Origin of the sequence: Mesorhizobium calcicola (assembly GCF_042682105.1) — a bacterium.
Taxonomy (GTDB): domain Bacteria; phylum Pseudomonadota; class Alphaproteobacteria; order Rhizobiales; family Rhizobiaceae; genus Mesorhizobium; species Mesorhizobium calcicola.
The window spans coordinates 129722-143909 of the sequence record NZ_JBHUGY010000027.1 but is presented as its reverse complement, the minus strand read 5'-3'; the positions used below and the strand labels follow the sequence as shown (position 1 = coordinate 143909).

The window sequence follows — 14188 nt, the reverse complement described above, 5'->3', positions numbered from 1 at the left end:
ACACCGCCACATACTCGCTCATGCTCACATCCCGGGAGACGGTGCCAAAGACCGATTGAATGAGTAGGCCGAGCTCGGCACCCTGCGGCTCCGGCGGCGTGGGCATTGACGGACGCTGTGCTGCCGACGCCGCCTTCATCGAAGAAACACAACCCCGGACCTACTTGGCCAAAGCCGCGCGAGGGGATGCACTACAGCTGCTTACGACGACGGACGGCATCTGGATCGGCCAGGGGAGATATGGAGGGCAGTACCTGCTCGCCAATCTCGACACCGGCATCGCAGTGGTGCGTGTTTCAGTAATTTCGGGACACCGATTCCGGTAAGTCGCGGACAGCGATGGAGTGCACCCCCAGACTGAGACAAGGAAAATCGCGGACAGTTTCCCCGCAGGGAGAGGACACTGGGGCATGGCCGGACGGCAAGACTTATTGATGAGGACCAAAAACTGGAGCTGCTCCAGCGTACGCATCCGAGGTGGGCCGCCTTGTGAGAATTGTCGGATTTGGCACTGACTGTCCTTATTGACGTCAATACGGACAGTGCGGAATGGAACGACTTGAGATTATCGATAGCGGCCGGCGGCGACGCTTCAGCAAAGAGATGAAGCTGCAGATTGTCGCCGAGAGCTATTCGGAACCTGGCTTGTGTGCGACGACGGCGCGACGACATGGGATATCGCGTTCGCAGTTGTATGAATGGCGCCGGCTCGCACGAGCTTGGCAACTGGATGTTGGGTCACCTGTCGGTGGCTTTGTCCCGGCGCTGCTTGTCTCGGAGGTAGAGCCGGCAGCAGGGGCATTGCCGACCGCCGGCCGGATGGAGGTTGTCAGCGCCAACGGTCACCGTGTGATCGTGGACCGCGATGTCGATGTTGAAGCGCTACTTCGGATCATGCGATGCCGCGCCCTTGCGGAAGTCGACCGGCTGGCACGACACGTAAACCACCACACCGGAAGCGATCATGCCTTGCGAACCGCGCAGCCCTAAAGAACATCCGGACCGCGCTCGGCCCCGAGAAGCTCGATCCACGACCGACAAGCTCTCCATGGCAGTTCTGCCGTTCAATATGAGCGGCGCCTGAAATGAAAACGCCCGCCTCCGGGGTGAGTGGAGACGGGCGTGCTTCATCTGGTCCGAACGATACTCGCAACCTGTTCGCTCTTCGCCCATGATCAGATAGCGCGGTGAAAAAGCCGTTAACGCCGGCTGCGTTCCGTTTGGCCGGGGAATTGCACGACTTTTCCATGGGGGCGGGTATACTCTGCAGTGACAATAGCCTCGATCAGCAAATCTAGGGCTGCACACGCCTTGCGGCTCGTTTCGTCAGTCCCGCGCAGATAGTGGTAGGCTCTGTCGAGGTGCAGGCGAGCGGCCGGAAAATCACTGTACAATATGTTTTCTCCATCGTCGGGCCACCCAAAATACGCTCTGGCACGCGCGTGCAAAGGGATCGGAAATATTCACAGGCAACTTTTATTTAAAGTCTAGTGGAGGGGCGCACAACCGGTGACCTGCCACTGAGTTTTTCCTCCATCTGAGATTAGAGTCCGGGCCTTGATCGAAGGACGGACTGATGAAGCGGAAGCGGTTCACGGAAGAGCAAATCATCACGGTGCTGCGCGAGCACGAGGCGGGTGCGAAAGCGGGCGATCTGGCCCGCAAGCACGGGTCAGCGAGGCGACGCTGTATAACTGGAAGGCCAAGTATGGCGGGGTGGACATCTCTGACGCCAAGCGCCTGAAGGCCCTGGAAGACGAGAACGCCAAGCTGAAGAAGCTGCTCGCCGACCAGATGCTGGAAGCCTCGGCATTGCGCGAGCTTCTGTCAAAAAATGTATGGTCCGCCCCGTCCGTGCAAGGGTTCGCGACATGGGGACCATGAGGAATTGTGTGGCAGTGCCGAAGTTGGGGAGAATGCGATATGGCTGGGCAGTGATTTTCGTCGAGACCAGCCCTTTTGAAACCACCGAGCCGATCGAGCCGCCGTTCACCATCGAATCCTGATATCGCCTCAACGTCGGATGGGTCGGCGACGATCCTGCAGTTCCGCATCTGGCTGAAGGGTCTCAGCCCAATGGTCTGGCGTCGAGTGCAGGTGCCGGCGACCATGGCTCTGCGCGAGTTTCACGGCGTTCTCCAGGTGGCGATGGGCTGGGAAAGCGTTCACCTGTACCAGTTTATCGTGCATACGGTCCGTTACGGCTCATGGGAGTTGACCGCGGAATCGCCGGACATCGGCTTCGACACCCTGAAACTGCGTAAGCGCAGCCGGCTTCATTACGAATACGATCTCAATGTTCCCTGGGAGCACGAGGTGCGGCTGGAAGAGCGGCGCTCTGCCAAACCAGAAACGCATTATCCCTGCTGCATCGGCGGTGACGGCAATTGCCCGCCAGAGGACAGCGGCGGCTCTGAAAGCTGGACGCGGCAGAAGGACGAGGCTCTTGGGCTGGAAATGGATAAGGATCTCGCCACGGCGTTGGAGTTCATCCAGGAAATCGGAGACACCCGGTCTTTGGCGATCCTGGAAGATCCGGATCGCGCGGCCGTATTACAGGAGCTGCTTTTCCCGATCAAGGGCCGCGCGGCCCTTCTAGGCAAGCCGTTCGAGCAACGGAAAGTCAATGAGCGCCTGCGGCGGGGCGAACATCTGACGCTCATGCATCAGCAGATGTGATGTGTCCGCCCGAACTACGCTCGTTCGCGAGCAGTTCGGTGGCCAGAAGGGCAGCGTCATTGAGTGATCAGCCGGGATGCCGAAGAGCAAAGATCGCGCGGCAGCGGTGATCTGATCGAATTTCCGGATTGCTAACTGTCGAGAGATATCACCGTTGCCGGCGAAAGCGGGGCGCGGAAATACGCGGATCGGGCGTGACGAGCTTCCCACTCCAACCGTTCTGAAAAACCCGGCAAGGAGATGCAGCATGCAGGTTCGGATCGTCATGGAACTCACCGGTGACGATGGGGAGGAGATCGGCCGGGAGATCATCACCGACATGGCGAAGATCACGACTGGTGCGGAAGATCTCGGCCTGTCGCTCGCCGAAGGCAAGGCCGTGCTTGCCAGACTTCAGCAGAAGATGGTGGAAACGCAGGTAGAGTTATGGCTGAAGGAAAACCGCGAGACGGACGGTCGCCGGTTGCGACACAAGGGATATTATCCCGTCACCTTCCACACCCTGTTCGGCGATGTCCGGCTCAGGAGCCCGAGATACGAGGTGCCGAAAAGCGAAGGGAGCAATGGATCGGCGACGGTTTCTCCGCTGCGGCTACTGATCCCCGATCACATGGCGCCCGAACGGCTGTATCTCGAAACACGCTGGGCTTCGCTCGTGCCCTATGCGGCCGCTGCCGAGCTGCTGGCCGACGTGTTGCCGATCGACTGTGGGACCAACGCCACGACGGTGCGGCAGCATGCGCTGAGGACGGCCACCCGGCTCGAACGCGAACTGACGGAGGAACGGGTTCCCTTCATGCAGGATGCGTGTCCTCAAGACTGGATGGACCTGCCCATTCCGGACGGGCGCATCGTCATCGGCCTTGACGGCGTATACATCCGGGATCGTGACAACCGAAAGAAGAACTTCGAGCTGATCGTCGGGCGCTCCCTGCCCGAGGATGGCGAGCCGCGCTATATCGGCTTCGTTCATGGTTATGACCGCAAGCCGCGGCGCCGGATCCTCGACCACCTCAAGAAACAGGGTGTGCAGGCCAACCAGGATATTACCTTCATCACCGACGGCGGCGAGGAAGTCCGCTCACTTGCCGAAATGATCGGCCCTGCCAGCGAGCATGTGCTGGATTGGTTCCACATCACGATGCGCATCACTGTGCTTCGCCAGTTCGCCCAGGGCCTTCGCCACCATGACGAGGAAGCCGGCAACGGCATGCTGGACATGCTATCCCGGATCAAATGGTATCTGTGGCACGGCAACACGCACCGGGCTCGCGAGGAGATCGATTGGTTGCTCGACGATGCCGATGCCACGCAAACCGACTATCCCAACATGAGAAAGCTCCTGACGGCGATCGGAGAGTTCCGGTCCTATATCGGATCAAACCACGCCAGCCTGATCAACTACGGCGAACGCTACCGGTCCGGAGAGCGGATATCCTCCGCCTTCGTCGAGGCGACCGTCAACGCCGTCGTCAGCAAGCGTTTCGCCAAGAAACAGCAGATGCAATGGAGCCGGACAGGCGCGCATCTCCTGTTGCAAACCCGAACGCAGACCCTCGACGGCTCTTTGCGGGCGACCTTCGAAAGGTGGTATCCGGGCATGGCAAACGATAATCACCGAAACTCCGGCAATCGGGCGGCGGCATAGCTGCCACACAATTCCTCATGGTCCCCGCATCTACCAGGTTATGCGTGGGTCCTATGCCGGTCACTATCGAAGAATCCTGCCGAAGCTTCTTTCGGTTCTGGAGTTTCGTTCGAACAATGCCGTTCATCGGCCCGTGCTTGGGGCGTTAGACTGGATCAGGCGGGCCTTCGAAACCCGATGCCGAGTTGTGCCGCGGAACGGGGTGCCGATCGAAGGGGTCATTCCGCCGAAATGGCGCAGCGCGATCATCGGAAAGGACGGGCGCATCAACCGGATCAGCTATGAGCTTTGCGTCCTCAGCCAGCTGCGCGACCGCATCCGGGCCAAGGAAATCTGGGTGGTTGGGGCGGACCGCTATCGAAATCCGGACGACGATCTGCCCAAGGATTTCGAGAGCCGACGGGCGGCCTACTACGACGCGCTCAACCTGACGTCGGATGCGCGAGCGTTCACCCGCAAAATCCAGGCCGAGCTTGAGCGGGAATTGCGGCTGCTGAATGCCGAACTCCCCCGCAACGACAAGGTACGCATTCTCTGGCGCGGCGAGAACCGCATCTCGATCACGCCGTTCCAGCCGCTGCCGGAACCGCAAGGCCTGCGATCGGTCAAGGCCGAGATCGGCCGGCGTTGGCCAATGACGGAACTGCTGGATGTGTTGAAGGAGACGGCGCTCGACACCGGCTTTCTGGACGCCTTTGAAACGTCGGCTTCCCGTGTGGCGCTTTCGCGCGGTGCGCTCGACCGGCGCCTGATCCTGTGTCTCTACGGGCTGGGCACGAATGCCGGCCTGAAGCGCGTCGCGGCCGGATGCCCGGATGTCAGCTACGAGGAACTGCTTCACGTCGGCCGGCGCTTCCTCCACCGGGGCGCGCTCGAAGCGGCTTGCGGGCGCGTTGCCAATGCAACGCTGGCGATCCGCAACACCGCCATCTGGGGCGAAGCCGGCACGGCCTGCGCGTCGGATTCCAAGAAGTTCGGCGCTTGGGACGGCAACCTGATGACGGAATGGCATGTCCGCTATGGCGGTCGCGGCGTGATGATCTACTGGCATGTCGAGAAGGGTTCGACCTGCATCTTCTCGCAGCTCAAGCGCTGTTCGTCTTCGGAGGTCGCCGCGATGATCAAGGGCGTGCTGCGACACTGCACCGACATGGAGATCCAGCGCCAATATGTCGACAGCCATGGCCAGAGCGTCGTCGGCTTTGCTTTTTGCCGCCTGCTCGGGTTCGAGCTGGCGCCACGCCTGAAGGCGATCGCCCGGCAGAAGCTGGCGCTGCCGCATCCAGGCCTGCGCGCTGAATTGCCCAATCTGCTTCCCATTCTTTCCAACGTCATCAACTGGGAGGAGATCGAGCAGCAGTATGACGAGATGGTCAAATATGCGGCTGCCATGCACAGCGGGTTGGCCGATCCCGAAGCGATCCTGCGCCGCTTCGCCCGCGCCGAGGTGATGCACCCGACCTACAAGGCACTCGCCGAACTCGGCCGGGCGATCAAGACGATCTTCCTTTGCCGGTATTTGCGCCACGAGAAATTCCGCCGGGAAATCCACGAAGGCCTGAATGTGGTCGAGAACTGGAACAGCGCCAACAGCTTCGTCTTCTTCGGCAAGGGTGGCGAAATCGCCTCCAACCGGCCCGATGAGCAGGAGATATCGGTGCTGGCCCTGCATCTGCTGCAGGCGTCGCTGGTCTATGTGAACACGCGCATGATGCAGTCGGTGTTGAGCGAGCCGAAGTGGTCAGCGCGGCTGACGCCGGAGGACTATCGGGGCCTGACGCCGCTGATCTACGGCCATGTCAATCCTTATGGCCGCTTCGACCTCGATCTGGATCGCCGGATCGATTTTGAGCAGAAACAAGCGGCGTGACCCATCGAAGGGGATGTTGAAATGCCTGTATCGAAGAAGCCCCGAAAGAAGGCAATGGCGAAATCCAAGAAGCCGGAAAATGACGATGCTCTGCCTCCGATGCCGGACCGGCGCGGCATGGAGGGGTTGATGGCAGGTCTTTTCGGCGGACAGCGTGGGAGCGACCCGACGGCTGCCGCGCAAGACATCATGTACGAAGCTTGGGAAGCGACCAGTCGCAGCAAGCGTATCGCGCTGGCCAGGAAGGCGCTTAAAGTCTCGCCGTTGTGCGCCGACGCCTATGTGCTGTTGGCGGAAGAAGAGGCGGGGTCTGTCGAGGAAGTGCTGGTCTACTACCAGAAGGGCGTCGCGGCGGGTGAAGAGGCGCTCGGACCGGACGGGTTTGAGGAATATGCCGGTCACTTCTGGGGTTTTCTCGAGACGCGCCCCTACATGCGGGCACGGGCAGGTCTTGCCGCGTTACTCTGGCGGCTTGGTCAGCATCAAGAGGCCATCGACCATTGTCAGGCGATGCTCGAGCTCAATCCGAATGACAATCAGGGCATCCGCTATGCGCTGGCCGGGCATTTGCTGGCGCGCGACGATATCAAGGCCCTGAGGAAGCTTCTCAAACAGTACGAAGACGATTGCGCTGCTGCATGGCTCTACACGCGCGCCCTTCTTGCCTTTCGTGAAAGCGATCCGGGTGCCGGGAAGCTTGCGGAGGAGGCTTGGCTCGCGAACAGCCATGTGCCTGGCGTCCTGTTCGGCAAGCAGCCACTGGTTGCTTCCATCAACGGCTATATCACCTTGGGCGGCGAGGATGAGGCAGCTGACTACGTTGAGGAAAACGGCCAGGCTTGGCAGGCCACGCCCGGCGCAATCGCGTGGCTGGCGGCGGTTACCAGAAAGCTGAAGCCACGACGGCGGCGTAACTGACAGCCCGGAACCGATGGGCGCGTTCTAATTTGGGTATACCCAGCCAGCACAACGCAAGTGAACACGTTCCAGCCGCACAGCCATGTTTATTTTGGGTCCGATTTGAGATATTGAACGAATTCATGCCTTGGCACACCCAAAATGAACGGTTCGCATGACTCGTATCGGATACGCGCGCACCTCCACTACCGACCAGAATCTTGCCGCGCAACTCGCCGCACTCAAGACCGCCGGCTGCGAGGTCATTCGCGAGGAACAGAAGAGCGGCGCCTCGCTGGAAGGTCGCCCGCAGCTCACCATCATTCTCGACTTCATCCATGCCGGCGAGACGCTCGTCGTCACCCGCATCGATCGCTTGGCGCGCTCCTTGCGCGATCTGCAAGTGATCGTGGACCGGCTGAAAGCCAAGGGCGCGCATCTGTCCGCGACCGAGCAGCCTGTCGACACCTCGACCGCCACCGGCAAAGCCTTCTTTGACATGCTCGGCGTTTTTGCCGAATTCGAGACCAATCTACGGCGCGAACGGCAGGCCGAGGGCATTGCCGCCGCCAGGAAGCGCGGCATCTACAAAGGCCGGCCGCCAAAGATCGACCGTGCCGAAATCATGCGCCGACTGAAACAGGGCCACGGCCCGACACAGATCGCTCGTGCTCTCGGCATCTCGCGCGGAACCGTCTACCAGGTACGGAAAGGCGAACCAGATTGAGCAAAGGAAACCGCATCATCCGGCTGACGCCTGTAGCTTGCGAGCGGATCCAAGCCCGCATGCTCGAAGCCTGCCAAAAGATCGCCGCGGATCACGGGCTGGCCATCGAAAGCGCCGGATGGCGAAGCCTAGACTCCGGGTTTGCCTTCGAACCGGTGTTCAGCGTCAGCATTCCCGCCTCCGACGGCACAGCATTCAATCTCGAAAAGGATATGTTCGAGATTCTAGCCGAGCGGTACGGGCTGGCTCCCTCAGACTTCGGGCGCGAATTCAGCGCCGGAAGCAAACGGTTCCGGATCACCGGCATCGATCCCAAGCGACCCAGATATCCCATCTCCGCCGAACGGGTTCCCGACCGCCGGGGCTTCAAATTCACCGCCGAAAACGTTGCCATGCTGCTACAAACTTGAAGCAAGCCCTGATGTTCGTCAAATGTTTCCCAACTTGGCCAAAATCTCAGCTTCGGGCCGATTAGGCCAACATGGTTGAGATTGCGTCGTTCTCAGTTGGCTACGGCATCTGGGGTCAAGCTGTTGCTGTCATGCAATCTTGCCGGATCGCCGTCCGAGGCGGCCGTGGCGTCACAGCGGCCCAGGTTCAACCAGATTATTTTGCCGGCGAGAACCAACAAATAAGCGAAGGCGGGGCCTGACGCCCGGATGCCCGCAGGTCTGTCCTCATCCCTGTCACGAACAAGCCCGGCGACATGCAAGTCCGTTACAATTGTCCAGAGCCACCAACTGGCGCACGCCAGTCCGCGGGGTCGCAAAAGCAAAAATGCTATTGTGCTTCACTTTCTTGTTAGCCTGTACTATATTAGGAAATTCGAACTTGACCTCCGAGGAGTGAAGCGTATGATTAAACGCGGGAAAGTATTTCTCTCTTGGATTTGCCTTGCTTCGATAATTGTTCTGACTTCCCTCGAAGCAGTTCAGGGCTCGCAAGCGGGTCCTTGCAATCCAAACATCGAAAACTGCAACAAATAGTATGTTCCGCTTTGACCTCTTTTATTGGGGGATCGTGCTACTTGCTGTCATCAATTTGGCGATACAGGCCTGGAAAAGCTATGCAAAACCCGCCTACGCATATAAATACTCACGGTATCCTCTATTAAGAGGTGTAGAGTTGGCCTCGCTCGGAGGGAAGCGGCAGTATGCCCTCGGTTTTTTGTTCTATCTCGCAATAATTCTAGGTATTTTTTCCTTTTGTGTCGTATTCTACGGCAAGATTGTCGATGTTGGAAAAGACCTTGAGCCATTTATTGGTACAGGGTTTCCTGCCAAGCCCACCAGAGCCGACTCATATGCTGTACCGTTAGCGGTATCTGCAGCATTCTCTGTCGTATTATCTATAGAAATGTTTGCCGAGATTGAATCTCGCATTCGGGGTCTCGCCCACCGTCTGGCTGGCATACCGAGAGAAATTTATGGCGTTCTTACCAAATTGAGCAACTTTCCATATGACGAGCATTTCCCAAAAACAGTCAGTGAATCGCTGAAGAGAACCGCGAAAGCCATCGCCAAACAGATCGAAGTCTGTCAGGACGACGAGCTAAGGGAAAAGCTGGAAGAACTTCTAAATAATATCTACGCTATCGGGGTCCTGTTACCTTCGGTCACCGGCGATTCGGGCGATGCCCTGTGGAACCAACTGAACATTGAGACCGTCAATGATTTTGTCGCCAGCATGGATGGTGCCAAAAGAAGTATAGTTGATAAGACGTCGGCCCTTCTAAAGGCTATTGACGCTGGCGAACACGAAACGAACAATGCCCAGGACGCCGAAGATCGCATCGACACAATCGATGTCATCGTTGCGGAATCATCGGTATTAAAGGCTAACTTGTTCTCCGTGTTTGCGCTGCTATTTATATCGCAATATGACGTACAAATTCCTGACCATCAATTCGCCGCGCGGCGCGTGATCGCGCATTTGAGGGAGGACGTCAGGGATACTTTATGGGATAGCTTTGTAGGATCTATCGTTTTGGGAACGCCTGTCGCAATGTTGCTATCTGCGACCGGGCTTGCGATCCTGCGGACCATTGACCAGCCGGCTGACCCGCAGCTCCTCAAAGCGAGCGGAGCAGTTGGTTACTTCCTGAGCGTGTTTCCCGCGTCGACCGTCGATGCAGCCATCACCACTCTCCAAGTGGTTCTGATTTTTGCGATCACTCTAGGCAATTCGCTGTCGGTAAGGGTTACACTTATGGAGACCGACAGGTGGGACCCATGGCAGGTTCTGCCATTTTCTCGGTACGCGACAGCGAGCATCGCACCATTGATTTTTGCTGTGTTTGCCTGCCAGCTGTATTACTATGTGGTCTACATTGCCAAAATCTCCTTTGTAACCGGCTGGGTGGCGGCAAGCGCACTTTCGGCGTTTTGGTTCAGCTACGGTCTTATGCCCTCGATGCAAGCGCTTGCGGGCGTCGCCTTTTGCGGCTTGTTTTTTGTCGTGGCGGATTGGCATAACAATCTGAGGATGCGGTATACGATGGCGATCGGAATCGTTTGCGCAATCGTCTACGCAGCGATCGTTGGGTTCGTCGATGCCATCTTGGTGGATCTGGGATCAGTCGTGAGCGGGCGGTATGCAAGGCACGACATCATGCAGCATTTCCTTGCATCGACTTCACTGTGCCTGTTCTTTTGCTATTTCGTTGAGAAATTCGAAAAGTACGACAATGTGTCGGCTGGCGGAAAGTCGAAGAAAAAGACAGAGGCCAAGGTCGCAGCGGTGCCTTGACTAGGGGGCCTGGTAATGAGGCTGTGGGTTTTTTGCATCATCTGCGTTAGCTTAAATAGCCAGAGCCGCGCCGAGGAAATCAAGATCGGTGTGCGGCCGGACACAAAGCCCTTTTCGTATTGTAAGGATTCTTCCTGCACTGCGAGCCTGGATGGCTATGACGGTTACTCCATCGCTGTATGCAAGAATATTCTTGACGACATGAGGGTAAGAAACCCAGGTATGGGCGTCAGCGTCGTGAAGGTGACTGCTGCCGATCGCTTGTTGGCGCTTGACAACAACCAAGTCGATTTTTTGTGCGGCGCCGACACCATCACTGAGGAACGGTTGGATAAATACGCCTTCTCTTTCCCGATCTACGTCACCGGCATCTCCATCGCCTCAAGGCGACAGGATTCGGAAAATCGTGGTTGTGAGCCAGGAGCTAAGAGGCCCGCCGTCGTTGGGATGGTTGGTAACACCACAGCTCAGAGCGACGGAATAGACCTTATGCTTCAGGCAGGTGAGTTCGGTCAGTTTGAGAAAGTGGTTAGGCAGGCAAAAGATAATTCTCTTGAGGGAAAGGCGAAGTGTGCTGACGGCATTAGTGGTGGCCCTGACGTGGAAATTGTCAAAACCTATAGCGACCACGAGACGGGATTGCGAGCATTCTGTAACGGCGACGTTAAGTATTATATCGCCGATCGGGAGATACTGCTGTTCGCGCGGCAGTGTGATGATATAATGCTCTCAGATCGGACATATTCATATGACGAGTATGGGTTGGTTTTCCGGAAGCCGAGCATCGACGCCCCCCGTGACTACTGGTTGTTCTCCGAGATCAGCTATAGCTTGCAGAAACTGGCCTGGGGTACGAGGTCGATATTATTGCAAAGCGTTCTTAGCAAGATGAACAATTACCGATTATCTCCTGATCTGGAGCAGTTTTTCAGGAGCGTCACAGGCGGAGCAGTTCCGAACCATCCTTAGTTTGCGAGGTTTGAGAGAAGCCTGCTGTACGATGTGCAACATGGACTGCGCTAAAGCGTGTCGCGATTAATTGGCCTCATATCCGGCGTTGCGCGGCGCGTTCGTTCTTGTGGAAGCCGACATTGTCGAGGATGACGACATCACCGGGCGACAGTTCGGGGGCGAGTTGGGTCTCGACGTAGTGTTCGAAGATGGCGGCATTCATCGGTGCGTTGACGATCCACGGCGCGACCAGACCATGGCATCGCAGCCCGGCAATGAAGGTCTGCGTCTGCCATTTGCCGAATGGCGCATGCGTCCTGAAGCGCTCGCCCTTCGGTGCCCAGCCGGTGCGTTTGGTCAGCTTGGTGTTGGTTGACGGGTGAGTAGGCCGGAGGGATTTCACCTGCCGGCACCGGGTCACCGGAGGCGGTCGCCCGCCCCCGGTTCCCACAGAACGTGGCGTGCGGATTTCCCGCACCGACGCTCTTCGACAGTTGGTTCACAGCACTGCAAGCGCCTGCATCTCCCGATAAGGGAGGCGCAGCTTAGGCTTCAGCAACGGTGTCCGTTCTTTGATTTGGTTGAATGCGTCCCAAGTGAGGCGTCGGCCTGCCCAGCTGCGGCTGCGCAGCATTCCGCGCCAGTAACGCTCCACGGCTCGATAAACTTTTACGAGGCTCCGGAGATTTCCGGCGACGCCGTAATAGCCATAGTGGCCGCGCAGGACGACGTTGATTTCACCGGCCTGGTCACTGATCTTGTAATGCCGTATTCGCCGCATGAGCTCCGTAATTACTCACGCCCTTGTCAGGGGCAAGAATCCCTGAATCTATGGGGATATGGATCGCACTGATTTGCAGCGTCTGACGAAGGAAGAGTTGATCGATCTGGTGCTGCGGATGCAGCGGCCAGAGAAGACATCACGCACGTCGTCCAAGCCACCTTCGAGCGATCGCAAGGCGCGTCGGGACAGGGCAAAGCCTGGCGGCGCCAAGGCGGGTCATGAAGGTCACAGCCGCGCCATGAGTGAGGATGCCGATCGCATCATCGATCATCATCCCGACCAATGCCTTTGCTGCCGCGCCAGCCTGTCAAGCGATCTTGCTGCCGAAACCGTCAGCGAGCACGACAAGATTGAGCTTCCCGCGATCAGGCCTTTGATTGAGCGCCATCGGCGTCTGGCAGTCCGATGCCCGTCCTGCGGCACGCTGGTCGTCGCGGCTGTGCCAGATGCGGCGAAGGGGACGCCGTTCGGGCCACGCGTGCACGCCGTAGCGACCTATCTCAATTCTTTCCAGGCCCTGTCCTACGAGCGGCTGCAGGGCGCGTTCGCGAACCTTTTCGGTCTCACCATCAGCCAGGGCGGACTGATGAACATGTTGCGCCGTGCCCAGGGCGCATTCGCGGCCGAGTGCGACAAGGCCGTCGCGGCGTTGCGCCGGGCCAAGGTCATCGCCTCCGATGAGACCGGCGTGCGGATCGAAGGAAGCAACGCCTACCACTGGGTGTTTCGCTGCGCCGAAGCGGTTGTTCATCAAGCGGCGCCAACGCGCGGTGCTGTCGTGGTCCGGACCCTGATGGACGGCCATCGGCCCGACGTCTGGTGTTCCGATCGCTATGCCGCACAACAAGGTCACGCAAATGCGCATCAGACCTGCCTGGCGCATCTCGCCCGCGACGTCGCCTATGCGGACGAGGCAAGTGAGGACATGCTGCCCTCACGGCTCAAACGTTGGCTGCAAAGGGCCTTCGCCCTAGCCGACGGTATGGAAACCTTCGCCGCCTCGACCATCGCCGGCAAGCGTCGCGCCCTGGAGCGAAGTCTGGACGATATCTTCGCCACCACAACGTCGGGTTTTGTTGCAACGGGTGAATAGAGGGTGCAGAGAGGCCTGATGCGAGGTCAATCAGGCGGCGAGGATTTCGAACTGCTCGGCCAGGGACGGATTCGGATTGAAGGCATACCTCGCCTGTCGCTTGCGCATCATGTGAATCATTTCGATACCGGAAAGGATGGCGGAGGCGGTGGCCGTCGATTTGAAGCCGAGCATCGGCCGGACTCGGCGCTTGATGCGCCGATGGTCCTGCTCGATCCGATTGTTCGAATACTGGCTCCGGCGGATGCGGATGGGCTTCAGCCGGCGCCGGGCGCGATCCTGCAAGCGATTTGTGGTGTCGCAGGAAACGATCGCCTCGTGGTTGGTCTGGCTCCCGTCGATGACGACGCGATCCGGTCGGCCATGACGCTCCAGCGCCTTTCTGAAGAAGCGCTTGGCCGCCGGCAGGTCGCGCTGCTCGCTGAACCAAAACTCGACTGTGTCACCGACATTGTCGATGGCGCGATAGAGATACATCCACTGGCCGCGCACCTTGAGGTAGGTCTCGTCGACATGCCATTTGCCGGTCACGCCACGCTTGCGCTGGTTGAAGCGTTCGAGCAACAAGGGCGAGAAACGAACGGTCCAGCGGTGGATGGTCGTGTGATCGACCCTGATGCCGCGCTCAGCCATCATCTCCTCAAGATCACGCAGGCTCAAATTGTAGGCCAGATACCAGCGCACGCAAAGCAGGATCACGGACTGGTCGAACTGACGGCCTTTAAACATTGCAACCCTCCGAAAATGATCGAAGGCTCCTTGCCACAGCGCTGGTAATCAAAAGGTTGCAA

10 protein-coding genes and 4 pseudogenes are annotated in these 14188 nt (G+C 58.5%); 11 read left to right on the top strand and 3 right to left on the bottom strand.

Annotated elements, in window-relative coordinates; all coding sequences use genetic code 11:
- Positions 1–549: 549 nt before the first annotated feature.
- From tnpA to ACFSQT_RS17435, 10 genes and pseudogenes are all read left to right on the top strand, one after another.
- A pseudogene (gene tnpA, locus ACFSQT_RS17480) lies at positions 550–900 on the top strand (IS66-like element accessory protein TnpA); the annotation flags it as partial.
- Positions 901–1576: 676 nt separating this feature from the next.
- Positions 1577–1839: pseudogene (locus ACFSQT_RS17475) on the top strand (transposase); the annotation flags it as partial.
- Between the two features lie 120 nt (positions 1840–1959).
- On the top strand, positions 1960–2679 hold the full coding sequence (locus ACFSQT_RS17470; protein WP_379020682.1) for a plasmid pRiA4b ORF-3 family protein: 720 nt from the start codon (positions 1960–1962) through the stop codon (positions 2677–2679).
- Between the two features lie 247 nt (positions 2680–2926).
- Complete coding sequence (locus ACFSQT_RS17465) at positions 2927–4327, top strand: ISKra4 family transposase (RefSeq protein WP_379020680.1); 1401 nt, start codon at positions 2927–2929, stop codon at positions 4325–4327.
- Positions 4328–4352: 25 nt separating this feature from the next.
- A pseudogene (locus ACFSQT_RS17460) lies at positions 4353–6197 on the top strand (Tn3 family transposase); the annotation flags it as partial.
- 21 nt (positions 6198–6218) lie between these two features.
- Positions 6219–7115 carry a hypothetical protein gene (locus ACFSQT_RS17455; RefSeq protein WP_379020678.1) on the top strand — a complete coding sequence of 299 codons (897 nt, stop codon included), beginning with the start codon at positions 6219–6221 and terminating at the stop codon, positions 7113–7115.
- A gap of 154 nt (positions 7116–7269) precedes the next feature.
- Positions 7270–7821, top strand: a complete 552-nt coding sequence (locus tag ACFSQT_RS17450; protein WP_120018632.1) for a recombinase family protein — start codon at positions 7270–7272, stop codon at positions 7819–7821.
- Between the two features lie 59 nt (positions 7822–7880).
- On the top strand, positions 7881–8231 hold the full coding sequence (locus ACFSQT_RS17445) for a hypothetical protein (RefSeq protein WP_379020676.1): 351 nt from the start codon (positions 7881–7883) through the stop codon (positions 8229–8231).
- Positions 8232–8808: 577 nt separating this feature from the next.
- Positions 8809–10569: a hypothetical protein gene (locus ACFSQT_RS17440; protein ID WP_379020674.1), complete on the top strand. Its 1761-nt coding sequence runs from the start codon at positions 8809–8811 to the stop codon at positions 10567–10569.
- A 15-nt stretch (positions 10570–10584) separates the two neighbouring features.
- Positions 10585–11538, top strand: a complete 954-nt coding sequence (locus ACFSQT_RS17435; protein ID WP_379020672.1) for a transporter substrate-binding domain-containing protein — start codon at positions 10585–10587, stop codon at positions 11536–11538.
- Between the two features lie 76 nt (positions 11539–11614).
- On the opposite strand, the gene ACFSQT_RS17430 is transcribed toward ACFSQT_RS17435, so the two are convergent.
- Together ACFSQT_RS17430 and ACFSQT_RS17425 are read right to left on the bottom strand one after the other, a co-directional pair.
- Positions 11615–11923 carry a transposase gene (locus ACFSQT_RS17430; RefSeq protein ID WP_379020670.1) on the bottom strand — a complete coding sequence of 103 codons (309 nt, stop codon included), beginning with the start codon at positions 11921–11923 and terminating at the stop codon, positions 11615–11617.
- 96 nt (positions 11924–12019) lie between these two features.
- Positions 12020–12301, bottom strand: a complete 282-nt coding sequence (locus ACFSQT_RS17425) for a hypothetical protein (protein ID WP_379020668.1) — start codon at positions 12299–12301, stop codon at positions 12020–12022.
- Positions 12302–12359: 58 nt separating this feature from the next.
- Here ACFSQT_RS17425 and tnpC point away from each other — a divergent pair.
- Positions 12360–13361, top strand: a pseudogene (gene tnpC / locus ACFSQT_RS17420) (IS66 family transposase); the annotation flags it as partial.
- A gap of 66 nt (positions 13362–13427) precedes the next feature.
- Here the strand turns inward: tnpC and ACFSQT_RS17415 are convergent.
- The gene (locus tag ACFSQT_RS17415) at positions 13428–14126 is read right to left on the bottom strand and encodes an IS6 family transposase (protein ID WP_379020664.1); all 699 of its coding nucleotides are present in this window, start codon (positions 14124–14126) and stop codon (positions 13428–13430) included.
- Between the last annotated feature and the right edge of the window lie 62 nt (positions 14127–14188).

Bases quoted from the DNA above. Each gene is read 5' to 3' on its own strand.
- ACFSQT_RS17465 (WP_379020680.1), top strand. From the start codon at position 2,927: ATGCAGGTTCGGATCGTCATGGAACTCACCGGTGACGATGGGGAGGAG.
- ACFSQT_RS17425 (WP_379020668.1), bottom strand. From the start codon at position 12,301: ATGCGGCGAATACGGCATTACAAGATCAGTGACCAGGCCGGTGAAATC.
- ACFSQT_RS17450 (WP_120018632.1), top strand. From the start codon at position 7,270: ATGACTCGTATCGGATACGCGCGCACCTCCACTACCGACCAGAATCTT.
- ACFSQT_RS17440 (WP_379020674.1), top strand. From the start codon at position 8,809: ATGTTCCGCTTTGACCTCTTTTATTGGGGGATCGTGCTACTTGCTGTC.
- ACFSQT_RS17445 (WP_379020676.1), top strand. From the start codon at position 7,881: ATGCTCGAAGCCTGCCAAAAGATCGCCGCGGATCACGGGCTGGCCATC.
- ACFSQT_RS17455 (WP_379020678.1), top strand. From the start codon at position 6,219: ATGCCTGTATCGAAGAAGCCCCGAAAGAAGGCAATGGCGAAATCCAAG.
- ACFSQT_RS17435 (WP_379020672.1), top strand. From the start codon at position 10,585: ATGAGGCTGTGGGTTTTTTGCATCATCTGCGTTAGCTTAAATAGCCAG.
- ACFSQT_RS17415 (WP_379020664.1), bottom strand. From the start codon at position 14,126: ATGTTTAAAGGCCGTCAGTTCGACCAGTCCGTGATCCTGCTTTGCGTG.